Raw genomic sequence first — 24622 nt, 5'->3', positions numbered from 1 at the left:
TACCCTCAGTTACGGGTGAGCCTACTTGAAAAATTACTGCTAAAGTCAAACTATTACTATGTACGCTTCTAATAAAACCCAGGAGCGATATCCCTGGTGGGCAGCAATTGCCCGATTTATTGACTTATCTAACACCTTTATCGGCAAAATGTTCAAAAACTGGCAGTGGAATCTGATGTTAGCAGATGAAAATCCGCAGTTAGTGTATCAGCAGCCAATAAATTCACAGCCTCAACCTTTTCCCTGGCTACAATATAGAATACCTCAAGCTGAGTCTCAACCCTATCTCAAACAAAAGCAACCCTTTGGAGATTACTTTTATCGTCCGTCTCAGGGAATTGAGCAACCTGATTTGACAAGGATTAATGGTGTTGAAAATACACTGTATCAAACTACTTATCAAACCCAAAAGTACAGTTTATATCAGGCTTCTAAGCCGTCAAAGGCTCAGGAAATGTTTGGATACGGTAACAATAACTCGACGCAACTGTACGAACAGCCCAAGACTCGGACTAAAGCGTTGGCTTATTCTCAACCAATAGAAACCGTGTTTTATGAACCCAAACATAATCACAACTAATTAGGAAAAACTTCGATTTCTGAAGTGACAACCTTTGAGGCAATAGAATAACTAGATCCAATAAGTTGATATTTCTAAATTAACGATTCAACTATCTGGAGCTTAATGAGATTGAGATAAGCTTGGTGCTTAAGGCAAAAGCTTATCTCTTCCGTATATGCAAAGGTAAAGAAAATATCAAGTAACAACCAACAATATCATAGAAGCAGAAGTCGAATTAAAGATAGCTATCGAATTCAAGGAGTGGTCTTTGTCTTTAATGCGATTAATACCAAAAAAATGATATTACTTAACTATAATGCTATTGAGCAAGCTTCTATCTCTTTGACAAGAAACTGTTATCAAAAAAGCTTATAGCTGCAAACGGTAATCTTTGGTGCGAGACATTATTTAATATAGTTAGTTAATTTTAGTGTCGCCTTGATATAACAAAGTTTAATTCAAGTTAAACTTATTTAATAAAAATAATTATATAAAAATAATTACAAATTTAATCATGGCGGGAGCAAAAAAATCTCCAACCAAAAAGTTATTCTTAGAAGCAGTATATAAACATTCTTCAGAAGCGATCGCCATTCTTGATCGCCAAGATCACATAGTAGAACTCAATCCTGCTGCTTGTAAGTTATTTGGCGCAACAAAAAAAAAGCTGATTGGTAAATTAATCGGTGATTTCTTGCTGTCATCTATAGATAGTCAACAGGTACAAAAGCGAGCCAAAATTCAGCTCAAACAACCACAGGGAAAAACTAAGGTGGCTGAATATAGCCTGGTTAAAGATTTCCTCCCCCACCATAACTTACTAGTTTTTAGAGACATTACAGATTCTATACAGCAAGAAGCAACAGAACTAAATCTCCATCACCAACGGGTAGAACTATTTGCTGAAGTTACCCTCAAAATTCGTCAATCTTTACAGCTACCAGAAATTCTTCAAACTGCCGTAAGCGAAGTACAAAGAATCTTACAAGCCGATCGCGTCTTAATTTATCAGGTATTTAGTAATGGTACAGGGATGCCGATTAAAGAAGCTGTATTACCAGACTTCAAGCCAATTTTAGGCGTAGAGTTTCCTGAAGAAGTATTTCCCGCAGATTATCGCCAGCTATATACTCAGGGAAGAATCAGAGCGATCGCTAATGTTCATGCACCTGATGCGGGATTAGCCGAATGCCTCATTGAGTTTATGAAGGAGTGGCAAATAAAAAGCAAGCTGGTTGTGCCGATCCTCCAAAATACTAAGTCTTCAAGCAAGGGCGAACATCTCTGGGGCTTATTAATTGCCCATCAATGTCAAGCACCGAGAGAGTGGACTGAGTTTGAACAGGAACTAATGCAACAATTAGCCGATCAAATTGGCATTGCTCTATTTCAAGGGGAATTGCTAGAAAATTTGGAAGGTATAGTTGCTGAACGTACCGCTAAATTGAGGCAGGAAATTAGCGAACGACAAGCCGCACTCCGTGAACGCACCAAAGCAGAAACAGCACTACGTCACAGTGAAGAGCAACTACGCTTAATTGCCAATGGTTTACCTGTATTGATTGCCTATGTAGATTGCCAACAGCATTATCGCTTTAACAATCAGGCTTATCAAACTTGGTTGGGACTATCTCCCGAAGAGATGAGCGATCGCCATCTTGCCCAAGTTCATGGCAAAGACGAATACCAACAAATTAGCCAGTACGTAGCCACAGCACTTAAGGGTGAAACCGTTACCTACGAGCGAGATTTAGTCTTGCAGGATGGATGTGTACATTCTCTCAGCGTTACTTATATTCCTCATCTTCAATCACAGAATACAATTCAAGGTTTTTTTGCTTTGAGTAGTGATATTAGCGATCGCAAAGCGATCGAACGGATGAAAGACGAATTTCTTTCTGTTGTTAGCCACGAACTGCGAACGCCTTTAACTTCCATACATAGTTCGCTAAAAATTTTAGCCACGGGCAAACTAGGTAGTCTTTCTCATCAAGGAAAGCGGATGCTGAAAATTGCCGACGAACAAACTGAGCGACTAGTACATCTAGTCAATAATGTTCTCGATCTCCAAAGAATTCAGTCAGGCAAAATCAACATGAACAAACAAGCCTGTCAAACTAAAGAATTGATGGTCGAAGCTGTTCAAGCCATGAAAAACTTAGCTCAAGAACAGGGGATTCAGCTATCGTTTAAACCCAACGATCTGATTGTGTGGGCAGATCGAGATTACATAGTGCAAACTCTGACTAATTTGGTCAGCAATGCAATCAAGTTTTCTCCGCCTAAAAGTACTGTAATGCTCTTTGCAAGTCCTCAGAAAAATCGCGATCGCGTCCTCAAAGATACCGCTTCTTGCTCAATAAGCTCAAGCGGGGAAACCCCGCCAACGCTTTTTCGCGCTTCGCATCTAGCAGAGGCTTTGCCTCATCGCCAAAATCAATCAATCTCCTACATTACTTTTGCTGTTCAGGATCGAGGACAGGGTATTCCCCAAGATCGTCTAGAAACAATCTTCGAGAGGTTTCAACAGGTAGATTCTTCTGATTCTCGTAAGAAAGGGGGTACTGGTTTAGGCTTGGCTATTTGTCGCCAGATAGTTGAAGGACATGGCGGGCAAATTTGGGCTGAAAGTGGTTTAGAGAACGGCAGTACTTTTTATTTCACCTTACCCGAACTAATTCAGTAAAAGAGCGATCGCCATGACTAAAAAAAATATCTTACTCATCGACGATGAAGAAACGATTCAGGAGGTAGTTCAGGTGGGCATCAGCATCGAAGCAGGTTGGCAAGTTGAGATCGCTTCTTCTGGTTTGGTAGGAATTGATTTGGCTCAAAACCATCAGCCTGACCTAATTCTACTCGATGTCATGATGCCTGGAATGGACGGCATTGATACTTTATCACACCTCAAAAACAACGACAAAACTAGTACTATCCCCGTTATTTTTTTAACGGCAAAAGCCCAAGCTGTGGAAAAAAAGCAGTTTCAAAGCTTAGGTGTGGTGGATGTAATTACCAAACCCTTTAATTCTATGACCCTGGCTAGTCAAATAGCCAAAATATTGAGATGGGAAATTTAATAAGTAATAAGTAATAAGTTATTTATTTTTAGTGGCTCAACTTGATTTTAAAGATGACTAACTATGAAAAAACTATTCAACAAAGAACGGAAGATTTTGCTATTTGAGTTATTAAAGCTTAGGTGGAAATCATCAAAATTCTGACTTCAACAATCAATAAATTAAAATCAAAATAAACTTATTATTTATTATTTAAAAATGAGAATTTTATTAGTTGATGACGATGAAGCTTTAGTAGAATTGTTGACCAAAACTCTTGCCCAACAAAATTATGCCCTGGACGTGGCAACAGATGGGGAACAAGGCTGGATTTACGGCTCTACCTATACCTATGATTTAATTATCCTCGATTGGTCTTTGCCCAAGCTGGATGGAATTCAGTTATGCCAACGTTTTCGCGCTCATGATTATGATACTCCCATTATCTTGTTGACCTCTCGTAGTGGTAGTCAAAATAAAATACGTGGTCTTGATGCTGGGGCAGATGATTATATTTGTAAACCTTTTGATGTGGAAGAGTTAGCTGCGCGTATCCGAGCTTTATTACGTCGATTGACCTGTGATTTTTTACCTATCTTGCATTGGGGAGATCTCAAATTAAATCCTTGTACTAGCGAAGTTATTTATCAGGGACAATCGTTATTTCTAACCGCTAAAGAATACCGATTGCTGGAGTTGTTTTTACGTCATAGTCAAGAAGTCTTTTCGGTTGAAGATATTATTGATCGCCTCTGGTCATCTACGGAATATCCAGCGATCGCCACAGTCCGTTCTCATTTGCGACGCTTACGCCAAAAATTAAAGGAAAAGGGCTTTCCTGATAATTTAATTACCACTGTCAGGGGACAAGGCTATTGTCTGAGAGCTTTTCCTGAAGATAATAATGTTGGTACAGATGAGCGGCAAACCACCCCCAATACAGCTTCAGTTTCTCCTGAGCAACCAAATAAGCGATCGCAACACATTGCCGCTTTAACTTCTATTTGGTCAAAACATCAGTCCAAAAGAGAACAACAGTTAGCAATATTAGCTCAAGCAATCGCCGCATTAGATGCGGGCAATCTAGAGATTAGCGATCGCCTCTCGGCAATTATTACCGCTCATACTTTGGCGGGAAACCTAGGACAATTTGGCCTAGACCGAGCTTCTGAATTAGCTAAAGATATAGAACAATTACTCCAAGAGGATTTTAGTCAAGACTCAAATCAATTACTGCTACTGTCACATAAATTTGAGTCTTTACGACAAGAATTGGCCCTCAAACAAAATATTGTTGAGCAAATATCCCAAAAATTTGCCGATAATTTGCCTTTACTATTAATCATTGGCGAAGATGAGCAATTTATCGAGCAGTTGAGTTCTGAAGCAATAGATCGAGAAATTCGTACCAAGACAATTTCTACTCCAGAAAAAGCTAAGCATTGGCTGGAAGAAAAACAAATCAGAGGGGAACAACTTCCCCATGCGGTGGTACTCAAAGTATTTTTTGCTGAAGATGCTGCTCAATCACCTACTAAAGAAGAGTATTTGGGCTTAATTGCAGAATTTAAACTACTTACACCATCTATACCAGTAATCGTCATTGCCGATCGCGATCGCTTTGAAGATCGTTTACTCGTGGCACGGCACGGAGGCAAGTTTTATCTTACCCAGCCAGTTAATCCTAAGCAAGTCATTACTGTTTGCCAAAAAGCAGCACAATATTCATCTCTAGATAAAAAAATTATGATTGTCGATGACGACATAGAATTTTTGCAAACCTTACCAACTCTACTGAAACCCTGGGGATTTAAACTTACTACCCTAGACGATCCGCGACAATTTTGGGATGTACTTCAAGCGGTTGCACCCGATCTACTCGTACTGGATATAGAAATGCCTCATCGGAGCGGAATTGAACTGTGTAAAGTTCTCAGAACTCATTCATACTGGTGTAAGTTACCAGTTCTCTTTCTGAGTATTCATCGTGATGACTCGATTTCCACGGAAGTATTTGCTAGTGGTGCTAATGATCTAGTCATCAAACCAGTTCTTGCTCAACAACTTGCTAATCGAATTCTTAATCGCCTCAATCTTAAAAGATGAAATTTACCGATCAATGATCAGCGATCAGCTAAGAAATAGTTTGTAGGAAGGGTTTGAGCTTTCATCCCAATGGCGATAGCCGATGGAGTTGAGAAACTTTTGCCATTGAGCCATTTCTTCTGGTGGAACTTGCATTCCTACTGCAATACGTCCATAATCTGCACCGTTGTTGCGATAGTGAAACAGACTAATGTTCCAATTAGGACTCATACAGCTTAAGAACTTGATTAACGCCCCTGGACGTTCGGGAAATTCAAAACGATAGAGCAGTTCGTTTTCTGAGAGGGGCGATCGCCCGCCAACCATATGACGCAGGTGCATTTTGGCTAGTTCGTCATCTGTGAGATCGATAGTTTCAAATCCTTGGGCTACAAAAGTTTCGACTATGGAGGCTGCATCGGCGCGATTTTCGATCTGAATACCCACAAAAATATAGGCTTTCTGTTCGTTAGAAATACGATAGTTAAATTCTGTCAAATTACGTTTACCGATACACTCACAAAATTTGCGAAAGCTGCCCCTTTCTTCAGGAATAGTTACGGCAAAAATTGCCTCGCGTCGCTCACCAAACTCTGCTCTTTCCGAGACAAATCTGAGGCGATCAAAGTTCATGTTTGCCCCACAAGCGATCGCCACTAAAGTTTCTCCTGTAATATTTTCTCTTTCTACATAGGCTTTAGCCCCAGCGATCGCTAATGCTCCAGCAGGCTCTAAGATCGAGCGGGTATCCTGAAACACATCTTTAATGGCAGCACAAGTATCGTCTGTATCAACTAAAATAATCTCGTCTACGTAGTCTTGACACAAGCGAAAAGTTTCCTCTCCCACTTCCCGTACTGCTACCCCATCGGCAAATAAACCAACTCTAGGTAGACAAACACGGTATCCTGCCTTAAGGGATCGATACATGGCATCGGCATCTACAGGCTCAACCCCAATAATTTTAATTTCGGGTCGTAATCGCTTGATATATGCTGAAATGCCCCCGATTAAGCCACCACCACCAATGGCGACAAAGATAGCGTGAATTGGTTGCTGATATTGCCTTAAGATCTCCATCCCAATAGTTCCTTGTCCAGCAATTACGTCAGGATCGTCAAAAGGATGAATAAAGGTCAAACCCTTCTGTTGACATAGTTGCTTGGCATGGGCGCAGGCATCATCATAGGTATCTCCCCACAATACTACATGACCCCCACGGGCTTTGACCGCATCTATCTTTACCTGGGGAGTAGTTATAGGCATGACAATAATTGCCGTAGTGCCTAAATGCTGGGCAGCTAAAGCTACACCCTGAGCATGATTGCCAGCAGAAGCTGCAATTACGCCTTGCTGGAGAACATCTGGGGGCAGTTTTGCCATTTTGTTGTAAGCCCCCCTAAGTTTAAACGAAAATACCGACTGCATATCTTCTCGCTTTAGCAGCAGCTTATTATTTAGCCTAGCTGACAAATTAGGCGCATATTCTAAGGGAGATTCTTGGGCAACATCATAAACGCGGGCATTCAGAATCCTCTCCAGATAGTCGGATTTCATGGGCGGAGTTGCTATGTATAGATAGTCTTAAGATTCTATCAAAAATTATTAGTTTAAATTTGCTCAACCAGTACTAGTAGTCTGTCAAATATTAATTGATGGGTAGTAGGTACAGTGCAATTGATTACTTGATTACTTGATGGTTAATTGTGCTGCCTCTTGCTCAATTTGCTTAAACTGCTCTACTAAAGGCATAATCTTTTGCTCTTCTTCGGCAACGTAACTATAAATGTTGGCAAAGTTGCGTTCGATTTCTTCGTAAATAATATCTAACTTAGAAGTTAACTTAGCAGATAGCTCACTTTCAAAACGGACTTTTTCATGATCTAGCTTCTCTTCAAACTGCTTAATAATCTTGCGCTTTTTCAAAACTAAAGTTCCACCAGCAAACAACAAGCCAACTCCAGCAAAAGCAGTACCGATAATATCTAATAATACTATTTCTGTCAGGGCAGCGATCGCTGTACCCGCAACGGTAGCTGCACTACCCCCCAGAAATCTAGGGGCAACACTGGCATTAACTGATTCAATGGAATGCAGGAAACTTTGATCGTCTAGGAGAGTGGCAACTTTTTGCTGCACATCCTCAACTATTTCTTGGCGACTTTCAATCGTGTTAACGGTGATGGTATTAGTAGTGACGTGGTTGACTTTGATATCCTGCAAGTCATCTACCAGACTTTGGAGTAAATCTCTAATTCCCCCGACAAAGTGTTTAATCCCATCTTGAGATATTTCTCCCAGGGAATTCTTAAGTTCATTCTCGCAGCTTTGCTTAAGCTCATCCATCCAGGTGGGAGCAGATTTTTTGGTACGAAACAGTACGGCAAATGAGCCTTTTACTAAAGTAAACAGCGATAGTTGTTCGCGAAAATCTGCTTTAACTCTGGCGGTGATTAGATCGTATTTAGTGAGCAGTCGGTTAATCAAAGATTCTAGTTCAAAGCCTGACTGTCGTTTATTTTGCAGTAGCTTAGTTTTGATCTTGCTGACACCTGCCTGATCTTTAATAAGTTGATGCTGCACCATAACCAAGTCTTTTCTCAGTAAGTCAATAATTTGCTCACTAGTTTTCTTTACTCCCTGAAGTTTTAATTTTTTAGTGCTGCCATCTTTGAGAGTTTGCTGAATATAATTTCTGACTTCTTTAAATCCACTAAGATCTTGTTCGCCGCTGACTTCCCACTCAACGGAAGTGGCAAAGACTACAGGAGACTCGATGCCCTTTTGTACGGCTAATTCTGCTAGTTTTTCCTTGTTTTTGGCTAATTCTTCTGGTTTGGCTAAATCTGCCTGTTGTAGCACAAATACGACCTTTTTACGCCACTCACTATTGACAAAGTCTAATAATTCCCAAGCGCTGCGAGTATAGGGATTTTTAGCAAAGAAGACAAAGAAAATCAAATCACTGTTAGGGATAAAATCTTTAGTAATTTCCTGATGATTTTCCACGATGGTGTTTGTCCCAGGAGTATCCACTACCGATAGAGTTTTGAGAATCTCGTTGGGCAAACCAATCTTACGCAAATGTTGACTTACAGGCTGCTCAAACTGTTCCTTACTGTAGACAAGCTGTTGAATCACATCGGTGCAAGGATCCGCTGCGGTTTTACAAATATCTGCCTGCAACAAAGCATTCACGAAGCTACTTTTACCTGCCTTAACTTCTCCTACCACCACAAACAAAAATGGCTCATTAATATTGACTCGTAAATTACGAATTGTTACCTGTAGCTGCTGATTATTAATTTCCGTGGCAAATATCTGTAGTCGTTTTAAAAGACTGTCTAAACTTGATTGATCTTGAACCAACCCCTGAGCGACAATAAGATTATCCATAGTAAGCAAGTGAGTATTATAAATAATAAGTTTAAGAATACAAATTTTAATTTTACTGAAAGCTAATAGTTAAGAGCTAAAGATAATGCTATCTTCAACTCAACACTACAAAGTTAACAGAACAAATGAGTCCTACTAGAGCAGTATTGTGTGGATATTATGGCATGGGTAATGCAGGAGATGAAGCATTATTGGTGTCACTGTTACAAATGCTGCCCGAAGCGGTTGAGCCAATTGTCTTATCTGGTAATCCCCAGGCGACAAAAAAAAGTTATGGTGTGGCAAGTTGCGATCGCAAATCGCTTGCTCTTTTAAAAATTCTGCAACAGTCTGATGTGTTTATTTGGGGTGGTGGCAGCTTGATGCAGGATGCTACTAGTATTGCCAGCCCAATTTACTATGCAGGTTTGATGGCATTGGCGCAACAAAGAGGCTTGAAAACTATTGCATGGGCGCAGGGAATTGGCCCTTTAAACAGATCTTTAACTCGCTGGTTAACTAAACAGGTATTATTGGGCTGTAATGCTATTAGCGTGAGAGACAATGCTTCAGCAGAGCTTCTTAGTAATTGGCAGATAGAACCCATAGTTGCCCCCGATCCTGTTTGGGCTTTACAAAGTGATACTCCACCAGCCTTACCCGCTACCGATAAAGCAATTGTGGCGGTGGTATTGCGATCTCATCCTTTATTAACAGTCAACCGACTTCAGATTTTAATTCAGGCTCTTGAGGATTTTCAACTTAAAAGCAACTGCTTTATTTTATTAATCCCTTTTCAACCCGCTCAAGATCGCGCGATCGCCGAACAAATTGCTGTTAGAATACCACAAGACTGCACAATCATGTCGATTCCCAATCCTCAACAATTAAAAGGATTATTTAAAGAAGTGCATATGGCGATTGGTATGCGATTACATAGTTTAATTATGGCAGCAGCTGAAGGTTGTCGCTGTTTTGCCTTAAGCTACGATCCCAAAGTTTCCCAACTAATGTCGGAACTCAGTTTGCCAGGATATGAGCTAACAGAGCTGCCTCATGAGCCAGAAATAATTACTGCTACTTGGTTAGCACAATTAGAGCAGCCAGCAGGTGAAGCTTTAAAGATTCAATCACTAGTGGATCGAGCTTTAATACATCAACAACTATTGAGGGAAACAATTATCAAAGATTAACAAACCTTGGCATTTTTTGACGCAAGGTTTAAGCTATATCTAATCAAATCTAAAGCATAAGCAAAAGAGAAAATAAAGAAAAATCGTCTTATTTTATATTTATAATATATTTGCAATTCTTAGCAGCTCAAGCAATTAAATGCAATTAAATAATAATTAATACCAGCTAATTGCGCGAAAATACGCACATACTTTAGATTTAGTTATTGCTCTATTATTAATACATAGAAAGTACCAAAACTATGAACCAATCCAACCAAAATTTTAATTCCTGCGATGCTGAAGCTACAGTTTCCCATCCCAACCATCCCCAAGAATTAGTTAGTGAATCAACAATGAGCAATGATGATTCGCCACAACATTGTTCCCCTCAAATAGCAACTACAGCCGAAAATGAATCATTGACTGGAATTATGAATTGGCAACGAGTAGCCCATAAACTGCGAGAGTACAACCGTAAGCTGCTCAAAAAGGTCAATCGTCTTGAAGAAGAATTAGCCGAAATTGACAATAAGTTTAACAAATACGTTGAAAAGTCGCGCAATAACGATATGTTATTGGCTCGACAAGCAGAAGAATTGGAAAGCTATCAAGAACAAGTCGCTTTACTAATGCAGCAATTAGCAGGCTCTCAACAACAAATCGAAAATCAAGAATTGCTCATTAAGCAAGTATCTAATCAACATGAACTTTCTTTGCAGCAAACAGCGCAGCTAGAAAGGGAATGTACTCTGTTACAGGAAAAATATAATCAAAAAGCTTTTGAATTAGCAACAAAAGAACAAGAAAGCCAAAAATTACAAAACGAACTAAGCCAACAACAACACAGCGTTTTGCAACAAGAAGCCAAATTAAAAAGCTATCAAGAGGCTGCATCCCGTAAAGAAAAAGCTGTTAGTCGTAACCAAAATTATCCCCATAATCGCTTTATTCAGCCTTGGTCAACCTCAATTATTCCTGAGCCAAAGATTGCTCTACCTAAAAATAAGTCTCAATTCACTAAAGTCCAAAAGACAACTGGGAACACGGCCACAACTATCAAAACGGCAGCGGAAATTGCTACCTGGTCAGCTACCGCAACATCTCGTAATAAAGTTGCTCAGGCTCAAACAAGTAAAACCAACCAGAGCAAAAAACCACAGTCTTTGGCAGCAGTTGATTTACCAACTTTTCCTCGTCCCCAGTAGCTAGTACCGCTACGCGGAAGTAATAAGTAAGATATCGTCAAGGTTTTAAGCTAAATTAAGGATTGTTTTATTTACGCCCACGTCTATTAGATTCTCGCTCAAAGGCAATCAGTTAAAGCTTTGGCACGTACAGCTATTTTCAGCTGAATAGACTACGTTGTTAGGCATTGCTGATTAAGTCATGTCGTACAAAAGATGACTATTCGTCCTTTGGGGCAGATAGCTATTAGCTTTTTTGAATTTGACATTTGAATTTTACAATTGTGGTCTACTCATTTGAGCGGGGGGATGCGCCACCTGCGGCCGCATATTCAACCGTGCTGTTGAAAACTACAGCAATTAGCTGACAGTGCAAAGATCAGAACAAATGAATGTTGCAATTGATACTAAATGTATCTTACTTAATCAGCTATGTTCAATTAAGGGGCAAGTTGCTCATAATGTATAGCCGTTTGCCCAAAGAGAAAATATGCGAATCGAGCAATTGCAAGCCTTTTTAGCAATTACGGAAACAGGGAGTTTTGGACAAGCAGCAAAAAAATGTGGCGTAACCCAATCAACGATTAGTCGTCAAATACAGTCCTTAGAACAAGATTTAGGCTTGACTTTATTTCATCGCAGCGCTCAAGCCAAATTAACCATGGGCGGGGAAAAACTTTTGCCTCGCGCTCAAAGAATTTGTCAAGAATGGTACAAAGCTACTCAAGAATTTGCTGAACTAATGGCAGGTAAGCAGCCTGAACTTTGTATTGCCGCGATCCATTCCGTTTGCGCTCACTATTTACCGCCAATTTTGCAGCAGTTTTGTCAAGACTATCCAGAAGTTCAGTTGAGAGTTACAGCGTTGGGCAGCGATCGCGCTCTAAAAGTACTGAGGGATGGTTTAGTTGATGTGGCGATCGTCATGAACAATCGCTTTTTAACCAATTCAGCCGAAATAGAGTTAGCCGTATTATATGAAGAACAGATTGATGTTCTAATGGCAGCTAACCACCCTTTAAGCAAGCAGTCGCGGATTTCCCCCTTAGAGCTAGTTAAATATCCTCAAGTGGTCTTTAAAGACGGCTATGGAATGCAAAGATTAGTACAGCAATGGTTTGACGATCAAAATGTGCAGTTCAAAACGGCGATGGAGTTAAATACCTTAGATGCCTTTCGGGGCGTAATTCGCCAAGGAGAAATGATTGCCCTGTTGCCTCATAAAGCTTTAACCGATTCTTACAACGACCCCACTTTAGCAATTCGTCCGCTCCAATCACCTGCATTGATCTCAGACATGAATGGAAAGCTGGACTCTGATAATGTTCTTACTCGCCAGGTAGTAATGGTGACAACAAGCGATCGCCTGATGATTCCTCCCATTGCCCATTTTTTTAATTTAGTTAAAGATTTGAGCAAATCATCCCAGACAGGACAATCACAGTTAGTAAGTAAGTAAGTAATTTTTAAAGTAATTTTTAGTAGCACCCATGAGCAGTGAGTTTCGAGAATTACTCAAAAGAGTCGGCAGTGGGACTCATACCAGCAAGAACCTAACCCGTGCCGAGGCAGCCACGGCGACAGAAATGATGCTGTTACAGATAGCAACTCCTGCTCAGATAGGCGCATTCATGATTGCCCATCGCATTAAACGCCCAACCCCAGAAGAGCTAGCGGGTATTTTAGATACATTTGATCGCTTAAGCAATAAGCTGGAAATCTGTCCTACTCATCAATATCAGCCAGTAGTGTTAGGCACTCCTTATGATGGGCGATCGCGTACCGTCCCTGTAACTATTATCACAGCGCTTATCCTAGCAACGGCTAACGTCCCTGTTATCTTACACGGTGGTGACTGTATGCCAACTAAATATGGCATTCCCTTAGTTGATATTTGGCAGCAGTTAGGAGTTGATTTTTCGGCTCTAAATCTAGCTCAGACACAAAGTGTTTATAATCAAACTAATCTTGGCTTAGTTTATCTCCCGCAGCACTTTCCTGCTGCTCACAGCTTTGTAACTTTTCGCGAGCAAATTGGCAAGCGTCCTCCTTTTGCCACCGCAGAGCTAATTTGGAGTCCGATTGCGGGTGATGTTCATCTAGTAGCTGGATTTGTTCATCCTCCCACAGAAGAGCGTTTTCGAGAGACTTTTAAGATTAGAGGAACAAGAAACTATACTCTCGTTAAAGGGTCAGAAGGTAGTTGCGATCTTGCTCGTAGCCGCACGGGAATTATGGCTTTAAGTCGGGCAGAAAAAGATTTTGAGCGTCTTTTATTAGACCCCTATCAATCTGGCTTTGGCGGTTGTGATTCTACTTTTGAATCAAATCCTGCCGCGATCGCTTTAATCAAAGAAACTATTCAAGGTCAAAATAATCAACTATTCCCGACGGCAATTTTTAATGGCGGTTTCTATCTCTGGCGCTTTAATCTTACCAACACCTTAGAATCAGGTTTTGCTCTAGCCGAACAAATGTTGACCACCAGAAAAGTTGCCCATAAACTATCTGAGCTTCAATCAGTCCTTAAGGACGTTGTACCCTTGTGGTATAAGCTTCGATTTGAGTAGGGAATCCTTTAGGGCAAATAATCAGTAATCATGCGATCGCCACCTAATCTAGTATTTAAATTAAATATTTTCAACCCATCATCAAAAACAAAAGTTGATGTCTGCGTGGCATCTCCGCACCAGTTTGCCCTTGAGCATCAACAGCAGTTCTTACCGAGTTGGTCAACTCCTCTAAGTTATTTAATCTTAGTGTTACAGCAGTCATCTATTTCCCTAAAAGAATCTACGCTGGAAGTTGCAGCGGAAAAGGAGCGACTACGAGCAGAATTTATTCGTTTTGGCTGTAGTTTGCTTTTTACCCTACAAGATCGAGGATATAACAGCGATTTATTCGATCCTCGTACTGGTTATCCTCTACTAGCTAGTCAGGACATGACCTGGGATGACAATGCAGCGGTCAAAGCTGTACTCAACTATCCTGTAGTGAACTATCAGCAATGTTCTTTAATCACCCATCCAATTTGGGAAGATCATGTCTATCCTTCAACCATTGCTACAACTGCTCCTCAAGTTTTGGTCGAATCAGGTTTAAAACAAGCTATCGCCACACAAAATTGGCAGCTCAAATAATTAATAAATAATAAAATAATCATCAAATTATGTAAAAAAATATTGCATTTGCTAGAAGATTTTTTTTTCTAGCATAAAGTGTTAGGATTCATATTGAGATAAAGATCGGCAACCCAGTTTGTATTCAGTATTGATAGGTTTTTCCATATAGTATTGATTTGGTTTTTTTCCGAAATTTAAACTCTCTACATCTAATGTGCATTCAGGAGACATTCAGTCCATGTCAATTTACGTTGGTAATCTCAACTATGAGGTTAGCCCAGAAGATTTAAGCGAAGTATTTTCAGAATACGGTAAAGTTAAACGAGTTCATCTTCCTACTGACCGTGAAACAGGTCGCAAACGTGGTTTCGGCTTTGTAGAAATGGAAACAGAAGCAGAAGAGGATAAAGCAATTGAGACTCTAGATGGAGCAGAATGGATGGGTCGCGAGATTAAAGTCAACAAGGCAAGACCTCGCGAAAACAAAAGTTCTTTTGGTGGAGGTGGTCGTCGAGATCGCTTCTAAGCTGCAAAACTGAATCGAAATTGCGCTTTTGGGGGGCAACTAGATTATGATGCTAGAAACTCCCAGAAGCGTTTTATTGTGTAATGAGGAATCATATCTAAATGGCTAAACGTCGTAACGCGAAAAAAGAAAAGGCTGCTCGTAATAAGATCAATGCACGCAAATTCCGTAAGCAAACTAGTCGCTTCGGAAATCGTGGCAAAAGGAACTATAACGGCAACAGCGACAACAAAGAGACAGCAGATGCTAATAACGGCGACTCTGATTCTGGAGATAATTAGTCGATTAAATTCGCCTCTATTTTTAGTTCAGCTCTACTAATGAGAAATGATAGCTTCTTGGTAGAGCTTTTTTTGTGACTAGAAAACAGAAAATAATTGATCTCAAAAATTTATCTCAAACAATAGCTACTTTAGTCAAAAGTTGGAGGGGAGTTAATTTTTTGAGTAGTTCTAAATCAGAGCGATCGCGCACAAACAAAGAGCCAGCAAAGCCAAGGGAATTAATGGGAATATTGCGGAAAGATTCGCGCGATCGCGGTACAATCATCATCCATTCTCTTGTGGCTAAAAAGTTATATGCGCCAGGTTGTTTATGAGTCTGAGGAGAGATTTCAAACCCGACATAATCTAATAAAGCACGATATTTCTGTAGCATGATTTCAACTGCCTCTCGATCAGAATGCTGCTTCGATATATTCAAAGTTGCAATACCGTGACGAAAAGCAAAGCTGTCTAATTTACCCAAAGAGTTTTTAAAAGTTATCTTGGCGATCGCCTCCTCTAACGGTTGGTGCATGACATTAGGTAAAAAAGGCAGGGGAATAAGCTGTAAATGTTTATGACTTTGGGAAGCGCCAGCAGTCTTGCCACCGTTGAAGAAGGCTAGTCCATCTATTTCCTTGAGGCAACGCCATAGCGCTCTAAAATCCTCAAGATTGAGCAGATCTGTTTGTAATTCAAAATTGCGAGTCACAATCAGCAGATGATTATTGACTACATTAAACTTATTTAGCAAGCAAATATGAGAAGAAGAAAGATCGCCGACAAATAAATCGTTTTCGTAAGGTAAAAAAGGATCTATTTTCTTCCCAGTTTTATGTTCTTGTTGATGCTGTTTTTTACTAGCCTGTTCTTTGCGGGCTAAATTAGATAAAGTGCGAACCACAAAAGAAATATCTTGCTGCTGAATCAAATGGTACTCAGTTTCAATCGATTTTAGCGCACCACATTGACGAGCAAATTCTGTCTGCTCAGTCGTTTTAGACAACAAAGTACCAGGCTGTAATAAAAATCTTGCTGTGGGTTGATTTACAGATTCTTCCATGATGATTTTTGTTTGACAGTCAAAATTATGAGAGCTAATAACTAGCAACTAATAACTACAAACAGTATTGCTCTTAATTTCATATTGTAGTTTTATGGTATACATTTGATTATTAACGCCAATAATTTTAGTCGCTTTCTAACACTGATTGACAATCTTGGCTAATTTGCTGCTTTAGTGCTGCTAATGAATCAAACTTTTGTTCTGGTCGCAAAAACTCAATCAAGTTTACTTTAAGAGTCTGACCATAAAGATCTCCCGACCAATTGAGCAGATGTACTTCAATAGTTGGAGCGACTCCTGCTACGGTGGGACGACAGCCAATATTCATAACCCCTTTAAGGATTGTTTGTGCAAACAGAACTTTCGCTGCATAGACTCCAAAGCGCGGTAAGAACTTTTCCCGAGGAAGCTGTAAATTTGCCGTAGGAAAGCCAATGGTGCGACCAAGCTGTTGTCCTGTAACTACTGTTCCCCATAAACTATAGGGTCTATCTAACATCAAGTTAGCAGTTTTCATGTCTCCCTCAGATAAAGCCTGACGAATCAAAGAGCTACTGACACGAACTTGCTGATGATGGCGATCGCCATATTTATACAGTGAGTTAAGCTGTACTTCAATATCATAATCAGCAGCGATGTTTTTTAAATCTGCTGCTGTACCTTTGCGCTGATAACCAAAACGGAAATCTTCACCAACACTAATAAAGGTAGCCTGTAATTTTTCAACTATAATCTGTTGGACAAATTGCTGGGGAGTCAGGGATGCTAAATCGCTGTTAAAAGGCAACAAAACTAACTGCTCAATGCCAAGATTTGATAATAATTCGGCTTTTTGGGGAATGGGGGTTAATAGCTGTAGTTTACCACCTGTAAAAAACTCGCGGGGATGAGGAGTAAAACTAACGACGGAGGGATATATATGAGGCTGCTGAGTAGACTTAAACGAATCAATAATTGGTCGCAATACAGTACGATGCCCTTGATGAATGCCATCAAAATTGCCAAGAGCGATCGCTGTAGGGGTTTTAATTTGTTCGCTTGAAGATGCTATCAACACGCTTTACATTTTTACACAATTTATGTTGGGATGCATCATTAAATATCAATGGCTAGAAATAGAGCGTAGGCACTTACCCAGAATGCACAATTTAATTCTCGTTAATTCTCGCGTACCTAAAGCTTTTTAAAATATCTAGCAATCGGTAATAACCCGAAGCCCACTTTTTCATAAGTGCGACGTGCTGGAGCATGACCGTCATCACCCCCAGTCTCAACCATAGCAATAGACATCCCCGCATCTTTCATCGAAGTAAGAGCAAATTCTATTAGAGCAGTGCCAATACCCTGACCTTGAAAGTCTGGATCGACAGCGACCATGTAAATTTCACCCATGCTATCCTCTGAGTGTAGTTTTACTACGATAAAACCCACAATTGAATCTGCATCAAGAGCAACCCATACATTTGTATCTTCGGTGGTGCAGACATCCTCAACAGCTTTTTGCTGACTCACACGCCAATTATCGGGATAAAATGCCTGGTACACATCGGTGTCCATCGCGTTCTGAATCGAAGCAAATACAGGAGTCCATGCTCGAAGGGAAAGATCAACAATGGCATCAAGATGATGGGAAGCGAATGGTTCAATTTGCATTTTAGTAAAACTACAAAAGATTAAGTTTTCATTTCGTTAGGAGTTACAGATATTACAGGACTATCTTAATTTCTACTGTATCCGCTATATACTATTGATAGTTTTAACAGGAAGGCTATTAGTTAGCATTTTCGGTGATTAACAATGATTGATATTGGACTTACTCATATCGCTCTTCCTGTCTCAAATGTAGAGCGGAGTATCGAATTCTATTCGACCTACGCAGGAATGGAGGTTGTTCATCGACGCATTGATGCAGCAACAGGTGTTGCCGTAGTTTGGCTCACTGACAATACTCGACCTTTTGTAATTGTTTTAATTCAGACAGATGCCGTACATCCTGTGTTGTCTCCGTTGGCACATTTGGGAGTTGGTTGTAAAAGTCGCGCAGAGATGGATACACTTTGTCAGCGGGCTAGCCAGTCAGGTGTACTGATTGAAGAACCGAAAGACTCTGGATATCCAATCGGTTATTGGGCATTTTTACGCGATCCAGATGGTCACACTCTCGAACTATCTTACGGACAGGAAATTGGTTTGACAGTGGCAAAAACTAGCTAATGAAAAGTAGATAGCGTTACGAAACTATAGACCATACCGTCATAGCTATTGCAAGCGAAAATTAGCTCAAAGCATTACTCAAATAATACTTAAATATTTTATGATTTTTTTGCACTACCTGGGAACTTTAGATATTAAAAGAATTTTTAATAGTACCAATGGGCAAAACAAAGCTGCAACATATTTCTGGGGCGACAATTTTACTGATTTTAAGTCTAACTAGTATTGATATTTCCTCTGCTTCTAGTCTTCCTGTAACAGTGGAATTAATGGCGATCGCAATTGAGACGGATCAATTAGCCCAAAAAGAAAGCGATGATGAAATGCTGGATAGTTTGCAGGAAACTCCCTATAAAGCGATCGCTCTAGTCCGCAAAGAATATACTGAGGATAAATACACCGTTCCTGCTGAGTTTAAACAAGATATTCCAGGCTGGAACGCCTACCAAAAGTATGCTGAGTATCTTCCCGATTTGTAACCGTTGATCGCTTAAAATGAATCCTACCATTAAGGAATAAGGTAAGTTTTTAGATGACAGATGGATTTCGCAAATTGACTCAAAAAATGGCAAGACTAAAATTTCTTGTAGGCTCGACAGTAGAGCAAAGAAGGGTAATGTTGCCACCAGCTAAACCATTGGCAGAAAAATATCTTCGGAACTGCAAATTAGTCGAGAGTCGAGACAAAATGCTCGAATATATGCCCAAGGAAGCAACCTGTGCAGAAGTAGGTATTTTTAGGTGTGAATTTTCCGATAAAATCCTGAAGACAACGCAGCCTAAAAAAATACACTTAATTGATATTGATCATGCGGCTATAGAAATTGCCCATCAAAAATTTGCTCAAGAGATATCAAACGGGACAGTTGCCGTAGAACTCGGCAACTCATATGAAATTATTTTGTCAATGCCAGATCATTATTTTGATTGGGTTTATATTGATGGCGATCATTCCTATGAAGGAGTAAAGCAAGACTTGAATGCTACGCGGCTAAAGTTAAAGCCCGATGGCTTAATCGCCATGAATGACTATATTTTTTTAGGTTCTTTAGATTTGGTCAAATACGGCGTGATTGAAGCTGTCAATGAGTTTTGTTTAGAGCATAATTTTGAACTTATATATTTTGCACTTCAGGGACGAATGTATAATGATGTCGTCCTGCGTAGGCTTTGAAGTCAAAAGAGTGCTGGAAAAAATTGATCTGCTGTTGAGCTATTTAAAACTACAAGGCGAGAAACTACTAGGGCATCAAATTTGTTTTGAGGGATAGTTAGTACAAAAGTCAAAAGTTTTAACCTACTACCTACTACCTACTACCTACTACCTACTACCTACTACCTACTACCTACTACCTACTCTTCCCCTTTGACTTTATCTTGCCATTGCTCCCACAAATCAGGACGGCGATCGCGAGTACGCTTGATCTGTTCTTCTCTACGCCACTCGTCAATTAACTTGTGATTCCCCGATCTCAGTACTTCAGGGACTTGCCAACCACGATATTCTACGGGTCTAGTATATTGAGGATAGTCTAATAATTCGGTTTCAAAGCTTTCAGTTTTGAGGGACGCTTCTTTGCCGACTGTTCCTGGCAAAAGTCTAGTAACGCCGTTAATCAGGGTAAGAGCTGGAATTTCGCCACAGGTTAGGACAAAATCCCCCAAAGATATCTCTTTAGTGACCAGATGCTCTCTTATTCGCTCATCTACTCCTTCATAGTGACCACAGATTAACACAAGCTGCTGATAGTTAGTAGCCAGATCTTTAAGCAAAGGCTGATTCAGGGGTTGTCCTTGAGGAGTCATTAAAATAATTTCCCGCTTGGGCAAAACAGGCAAAGATTCCACCGCAGCAAACATCGGTTCAGGCTTAAGCAACATCCCCACCCCACCACCATAAGTAATGTCATCTACTTTGCGGTGCTTATCTGTAGTAAAGTCGCGAGGATTAACTAAATTTACGGTGGCAATTTTCCTGGCGATCGCTTTACCTAGCAAACTGCAATTGAGGGGAGTGTCAAAAAAGTCGGGGAAAAGAGTGATAATATCAAAACGCACGATTAAAAGTTTACCAATTTATTAAGAATAATAAGTATAAGTCTGGCTGACTCAAAAATTTAAGTAGTCTTTGACACAGTAGTTGCGTAACGAACATCGCTACGATCATCTATCAGTATCATAGATATGTCTCTTGCCCGTTAATCCAATTATGATCAACACCGAAGTAAAACAACACACCAGCTTATCTTCTCAATCTACTAAGAACGCTATTTTAGTTATTGGTGGGGCGGAAGATAAAGTACATGGCAAAGAAATACTGCAAACTTTTGTCCAGCGTTCAGGAGGAACAGATGCCCTAATTGGAATTGTCCCTTGCGCTTCCCGCGAACCTGGTTTGATTGGGGAGAGATACTATCGGCTCTTTGAAGAGATGGGTGCAAAAGAAATTAAAGTTTTAGATATACGCGATCGCCCAGGCGCAGAAAATCTAGATTATCTTAATTTCGTGGAAAACTGTACGGGAATCTTTCTGACTGGTGGCGATCAGCTTCGTCTTTGTGGTTTACTCGCCGACACTCCCTTAATGAACCGAATTGTCGCCAGGGCGCAAAAGCAGCAGATTAGCCTGGCAGGAACTAGCGCAGGCGCAGCCATTATGGGTCATCATATGATTTCTGGAGGTAGTAGTGCTGAATGTCCTAATCGCGCTTTGGTAGATATGGCTAAAGGTTTGGATATTCTTCCTGGAGTACTGATCGACCAGCACTTTTACAATCGTAATCGTTTAGCTCGGTTATTGAGTGCTGTTGGCGCTCATCCTGAACTACTAGGGATTGGAATTGATGAAGACACCTGTGCCATGTTTGAAAGTGACGGCATGATTCAGGTAATTGGCAAGGGGGCGGTAACTATTGTTGATGCCACAACCATGTCTTACTCTAACCAAGAACAAGCTATTGGTAATCAGCCTTTAAGTTTACACAATCTCAAGCTGCACATCTTAGGCTACGGCGATCGCTATGATCTACAGCGTCATCTTCCTTTGCATTAATTAGGACACATAAGCGCACATAATAGTCAGTATGTAATCGCAAGTAAGTAGCTAGGCATAATTAATTTAAAGACTGATATGAGGTGGTGGAGTAGTGGAGATAGGGGAGTAGGGGAGAAAAATAAGAATCCGTTATTTTATATTTAATTCCACCCAGCTACTTAAGTAAATTGTTCACTGAGAACAGTTTGATTATTGGTTGAAACGAGATGATAAGCTAACTAATAAACTTCCTCTCTAAGCTGCCCCAAAGCAAAGAACAGCAAACATCATGAGAATTTTACAAACTCAAACCTTACGGGGTCCTAACTACTGGAGCATTCGACGCAATAAATTGATTGTGATGCAGCTAGCTTTGGAAGAATTGACTGAAAAAACGTCTGATCAGATTCCTGGATTTTATGAGGGTATAATTAAAGTCTTACCTAGCTTGATTGAACATCACTGCTCCCGTGGACATCGTGGTGGTTTTCTAGAAAGAATTAAAGAAGGGACCTTAATGGGTCATATTGTCGAGCATATTGCTTTAGAGCTTCAAGAATTGGCAGGAATGCCTGTAGGTTTTGGTCGTACTAGAGAAACCTCAACTCTAGGAGTGTTTAACGTCGCCTTTGAATATGTTGAAGAACAGGCAGGGCGTTATGCAGGCAGAGCGGCAGTTAGATTATGCCAGTCAATTGTGGAAACAGGCACGTATTCAACGGCTGAGTTGGAGCAGGATCTAAGAGATCTTAAAGAGCTGCACGCCAGCAGTGCTTTGGGTCCATCTACTGAGACAATTATTAAGGAAGCTGAGGCCAGAAAAATTCCCTGGATGTGGCTAAGTGCCCGTGCCATGTTGCAGCTTGGTTATGGAGCAAGGCAAAAGCGAATTCAGGCTACCTTAAGCAACAATACCAGCATCCTCGCGGTAGAGCTGGCCTGTGATAAGGAAGGTACCAAAAATATTTTGGGTAATGCCGGCGTACCCGTACCTAGAGGTACACTCATTGAATATTTAGATGAATTAGAACAGGCGATCGCTGATGTAGGTGGTTTCCCGATTGTAATTAAGCCTTTAGATGGTAACCATGGTCGCGGAATTACCATTAATATCAACAGTGTAGAGGAGGCAGAAGCAGCTTATGATTTAGCAAGTGATGCTTCTAAAACCAGATCTGTGATTGTTGAGCAATATTATCAGGGCAACGACCATCGAGTATTAGTTATTGATAATAAGGTAGTAGCCGTAGCCGAAAGAGTTCCCGCTCACGTGATTGGCAATGGTAAGAATACGATTAAGGAGCTAATTGATCTGACTAACCAAGACTCTAGAAGAGGAAACGGACATGATAATGTTCTAACCAAAATTATTGTCGATCAAACGTCTTTGGCAGTTTTGAAAAAGCAGGGTTATGACCTGGATTCGGTTTTACCCACTCAAGCAGTGGCCTATCTACGCGCTACGGCTAACTTAAGTACTGGCGGTATTGCGATTGATCGCACCGACGAGATTCACCCGCGAAATATTTGGTTAGCTCAAAGAGTAGCCAAAATAATCGGTTTAGACATAGCTGGAATTGATATCGTCACTTCAGATATTAGTAAGCCCCTTGATGAAACAAAAGGAGTAGTTGTTGAAGTTAATGCTGCTCCTGGTTTTAGAATGCACGCTGCCCCTAGTTATGGGCTACCTCGTAATATTGGTGCATCGGTATTAGAAATGCTGTTTCCCGATCAAACTCCCAGCCGTATCCCCATCGTGGCGATTACGGGAACTAACGGTAAAACTACTACTACTAGGTTAACTGCTCACATCTATCGTCAAACTGACAAGGTTGTCGGCTTTACCGCCACAGATGGTATTTATATTCAAGAATATTTAGTCGAACAGGGGGACAATACAGGTCCTTATAGTGCCAGCGCAATTCTCAAAGATCCGACGGTAGAAGTTGCCGTTTTAGAGACGGCTAGAGGCGGTATTTTACGTTCGGGCTTGGCTTTTGAGAGCTGTGATATTGGCGTAGTCTTAAATGTTGCTGCCGATCATCTCGGTTTGGGTGGGATCGACACTATTGAGCAAATGGCAAAAGTCAAGGCAGTAGTTGCGGAGACAGTTAAGGCTGATGGTCACGCAATTCTTAATGCAGACGATCCACTAGTAGCAGCAATGGCAGAAAAGCTGAACTGCAACGTGGCGTATTTCTCGATGAACCCAGATAATCCGATTATTATCGAACATGCTCGTCGTAATGGATTAGCAGCAGTTTACGAACACGGCTATCTTTCGATCTTAGAAGGGAAGTGGACTCTTAGAGTTGAAAAAGCGATTAATATTCCGATGACGATGGGTGGCAAAGCTCCCTTTATGATTGCCAATGCTTTAGCTAGCTGCTTGGCTACCTTTGCTCAGGGAGTTGATATCGAGCAGATCCGCCAGGGCGTCCGTACTTTCCAGATGTCTTCAGAGCAAATTCCAGGCAGAATGAATCTGTTTGAAGTTGAAGATTATCAGGTACTGATCGATTATGCCCATAATCCTCACGGATTTAAAGCGGTAGGAGATTTTGTTCGTAACTGGCAAGGAAGTAAAATTGGCGTAGTGGGAGGTCCAGGCGATCGCCGTGATGAAGATCTAGTTTTACTAGGTAATATTGCTGCTCAAATTTTCGACCAGATATTGATCAAAGAAGATAAAGATCCTAGAGGTAGACAACCTGGAGAAGTTGCCGATTTAATCAAAAAAGGAATTTATCAAATCACTACAGACAAGAGCCATGAGATTATTCTCGATGAAACTGAGGCAATCAACAAAGCCTTGAATCAAGCTCAAAAAAATAGTCTGGTGGTTATTTTTCCAGAAAAAGTTACTCTGGCGATCGACCTGGTTCAACAGCGCGGGCAAAAAGAGCTGTTGAATTAAATTATTTTAAGGATGGATAATTGTCTAAACACAAATT

22 protein-coding genes are annotated in these 24622 nt (G+C 40.5%); 16 read left to right on the top strand and 6 right to left on the bottom strand.

Features of this window, described 5'->3' with window-relative positions; translation table 11 throughout:
* Positions 1–58 precede the first annotated feature (58 nt).
* The 4 genes from C7B62_RS00385 to C7B62_RS00370 all read left to right on the top strand — a co-directional run bounded on the left by C7B62_RS00385 (position 59) and on the right by C7B62_RS00370 (position 5727).
* A complete protein-coding gene (locus C7B62_RS00385; protein ID WP_106232620.1) occupies positions 59–580 on the top strand; it encodes a hypothetical protein in 522 nt (173 codons plus the stop codon).
* Positions 581–1076: 496 nt separating this feature from the next.
* Positions 1077–3248, top strand: a complete 2172-nt coding sequence (locus tag C7B62_RS00380; RefSeq protein WP_106232619.1) for a PAS domain S-box protein — start codon at positions 1077–1079, stop codon at positions 3246–3248.
* Between the two features lie 13 nt (positions 3249–3261).
* The gene (locus C7B62_RS00375; RefSeq protein WP_106232618.1) at positions 3262–3642 is read left to right on the top strand and encodes a response regulator; all 381 of its coding nucleotides are present in this window, start codon (positions 3262–3264) and stop codon (positions 3640–3642) included.
* Between the two features lie 198 nt (positions 3643–3840).
* The gene (locus C7B62_RS00370) at positions 3841–5727 is read left to right on the top strand and encodes a response regulator (RefSeq protein ID WP_106232617.1); all 1887 of its coding nucleotides are present in this window, start codon (positions 3841–3843) and stop codon (positions 5725–5727) included.
* A 24-nt stretch (positions 5728–5751) separates the two neighbouring features.
* Here the strand turns inward: C7B62_RS00370 and ilvA are convergent, their stop codons facing one another.
* Together ilvA and C7B62_RS00360 are read right to left on the bottom strand one after the other, a co-directional pair.
* Positions 5752–7263 (bottom strand): threonine ammonia-lyase, biosynthetic, encoded by a 1512-nt coding sequence (gene ilvA, locus C7B62_RS00365; RefSeq protein WP_106232616.1) that lies wholly within the window; start codon positions 7261–7263, stop codon positions 5752–5754.
* A gap of 132 nt (positions 7264–7395) precedes the next feature.
* Entirely contained in the window at positions 7396–9102 is a 1707-nt protein-coding gene (locus C7B62_RS00360) for a dynamin family protein (protein WP_106232615.1), read from the bottom strand.
* 125 nt (positions 9103–9227) lie between these two features.
* On the opposite strand from C7B62_RS00360, the gene csaB reads away from it, so the two are divergent.
* The 7 genes from csaB to C7B62_RS00325 all read left to right on the top strand — a co-directional run bounded on the left by csaB (position 9228) and on the right by C7B62_RS00325 (position 15369).
* Complete coding sequence (csaB, locus tag C7B62_RS00355; RefSeq protein WP_106232614.1) at positions 9228–10274, top strand: polysaccharide pyruvyl transferase CsaB; 1047 nt, start codon at positions 9228–9230, stop codon at positions 10272–10274.
* A gap of 242 nt (positions 10275–10516) precedes the next feature.
* Positions 10517–11461, top strand: a complete 945-nt coding sequence (locus C7B62_RS00350; protein ID WP_106232613.1) for a hypothetical protein — start codon at positions 10517–10519, stop codon at positions 11459–11461.
* A 469-nt stretch (positions 11462–11930) separates the two neighbouring features.
* Positions 11931–12899, top strand: a complete 969-nt coding sequence (locus tag C7B62_RS00345) for a LysR family transcriptional regulator (RefSeq protein ID WP_106232612.1) — start codon at positions 11931–11933, stop codon at positions 12897–12899.
* Between the two features lie 31 nt (positions 12900–12930).
* Entirely contained in the window at positions 12931–14010 is a 1080-nt protein-coding gene (locus tag C7B62_RS00340; RefSeq protein WP_106232611.1) for an anthranilate phosphoribosyltransferase family protein, read from the top strand.
* A gap of 30 nt (positions 14011–14040) precedes the next feature.
* Positions 14041–14580, top strand: coding sequence for a methylmalonic aciduria and homocystinuria type D protein (locus C7B62_RS00335; protein ID WP_106232610.1), 540 nt, complete (start codon positions 14041–14043; stop codon positions 14578–14580).
* A 220-nt stretch (positions 14581–14800) separates the two neighbouring features.
* Positions 14801–15088 (top strand): RNA-binding protein, encoded by a 288-nt coding sequence (locus C7B62_RS00330; protein WP_106232609.1) that lies wholly within the window; start codon positions 14801–14803, stop codon positions 15086–15088.
* 101 nt (positions 15089–15189) lie between these two features.
* Positions 15190–15369 (top strand): hypothetical protein, encoded by a 180-nt coding sequence (locus tag C7B62_RS00325; RefSeq protein ID WP_106232608.1) that lies wholly within the window; start codon positions 15190–15192, stop codon positions 15367–15369.
* 115 nt (positions 15370–15484) lie between these two features.
* Here the strand turns inward: C7B62_RS00325 and C7B62_RS00320 are convergent, their stop codons facing one another.
* The 3 genes from C7B62_RS00320 to C7B62_RS00310 all read right to left on the bottom strand — a co-directional run bounded on the left by C7B62_RS00320 (position 15485) and on the right by C7B62_RS00310 (position 18070).
* Complete coding sequence (locus tag C7B62_RS00320; protein WP_106232607.1) at positions 15485–16414, bottom strand: phosphorylase; 930 nt, start codon at positions 16412–16414, stop codon at positions 15485–15487.
* A 127-nt stretch (positions 16415–16541) separates the two neighbouring features.
* A complete protein-coding gene (locus C7B62_RS00315; protein WP_106232606.1) occupies positions 16542–17474 on the bottom strand; it encodes a bifunctional riboflavin kinase/FAD synthetase in 933 nt (310 codons plus the stop codon).
* A 116-nt stretch (positions 17475–17590) separates the two neighbouring features.
* Positions 17591–18070: a GNAT family N-acetyltransferase gene (locus C7B62_RS00310; RefSeq protein WP_106232605.1), complete on the bottom strand. Its 480-nt coding sequence runs from the start codon at positions 18068–18070 to the stop codon at positions 17591–17593.
* 144 nt (positions 18071–18214) lie between these two features.
* Between C7B62_RS00310 and C7B62_RS00305 the strand changes: the two genes are divergently transcribed.
* The 3 genes from C7B62_RS00305 (at position 18215) to C7B62_RS00295 (ending at position 19805) form a co-directional block, all read left to right on the top strand.
* The gene (locus tag C7B62_RS00305; protein ID WP_106232604.1) at positions 18215–18631 is read left to right on the top strand and encodes a VOC family protein; all 417 of its coding nucleotides are present in this window, start codon (positions 18215–18217) and stop codon (positions 18629–18631) included.
* Positions 18632–18789: 158 nt separating this feature from the next.
* Complete coding sequence (locus tag C7B62_RS00300) at positions 18790–19110, top strand: hypothetical protein (protein ID WP_106232603.1); 321 nt, start codon at positions 18790–18792, stop codon at positions 19108–19110.
* Positions 19111–19163: 53 nt separating this feature from the next.
* On the top strand, positions 19164–19805 hold the full coding sequence (locus C7B62_RS00295) for a class I SAM-dependent methyltransferase (protein ID WP_106232602.1): 642 nt from the start codon (positions 19164–19166) through the stop codon (positions 19803–19805).
* A gap of 179 nt (positions 19806–19984) precedes the next feature.
* Here C7B62_RS00295 and trmD read toward each other — a convergent pair whose 3' ends face one another.
* Positions 19985–20689 carry a tRNA (guanosine(37)-N1)-methyltransferase TrmD gene (gene trmD / locus C7B62_RS00290; protein WP_106232601.1) on the bottom strand — a complete coding sequence of 235 codons (705 nt, stop codon included), beginning with the start codon at positions 20687–20689 and terminating at the stop codon, positions 19985–19987.
* 151 nt (positions 20690–20840) lie between these two features.
* Here trmD and C7B62_RS00285 point away from each other — a divergent pair, with 151 nt between their 5' ends.
* Entirely contained in the window at positions 20841–21683 is an 843-nt protein-coding gene (locus C7B62_RS00285) for a cyanophycinase (RefSeq protein WP_106232600.1), read from the top strand.
* Between the two features lie 271 nt (positions 21684–21954).
* A complete protein-coding gene (gene cphA, locus C7B62_RS00280) occupies positions 21955–24585 on the top strand; it encodes a cyanophycin synthetase (protein ID WP_106232599.1) in 2631 nt (876 codons plus the stop codon).
* Positions 24586–24622 lie beyond the last annotated feature (37 nt).

Origin of the sequence: Pleurocapsa sp. CCALA 161 (genome assembly GCF_003003995.1) — a bacterium.
Classification (GTDB): Bacteria; Cyanobacteriota; Cyanobacteriia; order Cyanobacteriales; family Xenococcaceae; genus Waterburya.
Note: the sequence above shows the minus strand (reverse complement) of the source record. Positions and strands in the feature narration are given on the sequence as shown.

Excerpts from the sequence above, each read along its gene's own strand:
- ilvA (WP_106232616.1), bottom strand. The coding sequence starts at position 7,263 with ATGAAATCCGACTATCTGGAGAGGATTCTGAATGCCCGCGTTTATGAT.
- C7B62_RS00310 (WP_106232605.1), bottom strand. The coding sequence starts at position 18,070 with ATGCAAATTGAACCATTCGCTTCCCATCATCTTGATGCCATTGTTGAT.
- C7B62_RS00300 (WP_106232603.1), top strand. The coding sequence starts at position 18,790 with ATGGGCAAAACAAAGCTGCAACATATTTCTGGGGCGACAATTTTACTG.
- csaB (WP_106232614.1), top strand. The coding sequence starts at position 9,228 with ATGAGTCCTACTAGAGCAGTATTGTGTGGATATTATGGCATGGGTAAT.
- C7B62_RS00385 (WP_106232620.1), top strand. The coding sequence starts at position 59 with ATGTACGCTTCTAATAAAACCCAGGAGCGATATCCCTGGTGGGCAGCA.
- C7B62_RS00320 (WP_106232607.1), bottom strand. The coding sequence starts at position 16,414 with ATGGAAGAATCTGTAAATCAACCCACAGCAAGATTTTTATTACAGCCT.
- C7B62_RS00295 (WP_106232602.1), top strand. The coding sequence starts at position 19,164 with ATGACAGATGGATTTCGCAAATTGACTCAAAAAATGGCAAGACTAAAA.
- C7B62_RS00360 (WP_106232615.1), bottom strand. The coding sequence starts at position 9,102 with ATGGATAATCTTATTGTCGCTCAGGGGTTGGTTCAAGATCAATCAAGT.
- C7B62_RS00325 (WP_106232608.1), top strand. The coding sequence starts at position 15,190 with ATGGCTAAACGTCGTAACGCGAAAAAAGAAAAGGCTGCTCGTAATAAG.
- C7B62_RS00330 (WP_106232609.1), top strand. The coding sequence starts at position 14,801 with ATGTCAATTTACGTTGGTAATCTCAACTATGAGGTTAGCCCAGAAGAT.
- C7B62_RS00380 (WP_106232619.1), top strand. The coding sequence starts at position 1,077 with ATGGCGGGAGCAAAAAAATCTCCAACCAAAAAGTTATTCTTAGAAGCA.
- C7B62_RS00345 (WP_106232612.1), top strand. The coding sequence starts at position 11,931 with ATGCGAATCGAGCAATTGCAAGCCTTTTTAGCAATTACGGAAACAGGG.
- C7B62_RS00340 (WP_106232611.1), top strand. The coding sequence starts at position 12,931 with ATGAGCAGTGAGTTTCGAGAATTACTCAAAAGAGTCGGCAGTGGGACT.
- C7B62_RS00335 (WP_106232610.1), top strand. The coding sequence starts at position 14,041 with ATGCGATCGCCACCTAATCTAGTATTTAAATTAAATATTTTCAACCCA.
- C7B62_RS00305 (WP_106232604.1), top strand. The coding sequence starts at position 18,215 with ATGATTGATATTGGACTTACTCATATCGCTCTTCCTGTCTCAAATGTA.
- C7B62_RS00285 (WP_106232600.1), top strand. The coding sequence starts at position 20,841 with ATGATCAACACCGAAGTAAAACAACACACCAGCTTATCTTCTCAATCT.
- cphA (WP_106232599.1), top strand. The coding sequence starts at position 21,955 with ATGAGAATTTTACAAACTCAAACCTTACGGGGTCCTAACTACTGGAGC.
- C7B62_RS00375 (WP_106232618.1), top strand. The coding sequence starts at position 3,262 with ATGACTAAAAAAAATATCTTACTCATCGACGATGAAGAAACGATTCAG.
- C7B62_RS00350 (WP_106232613.1), top strand. The coding sequence starts at position 10,517 with ATGAACCAATCCAACCAAAATTTTAATTCCTGCGATGCTGAAGCTACA.
- C7B62_RS00370 (WP_106232617.1), top strand. The coding sequence starts at position 3,841 with ATGAGAATTTTATTAGTTGATGACGATGAAGCTTTAGTAGAATTGTTG.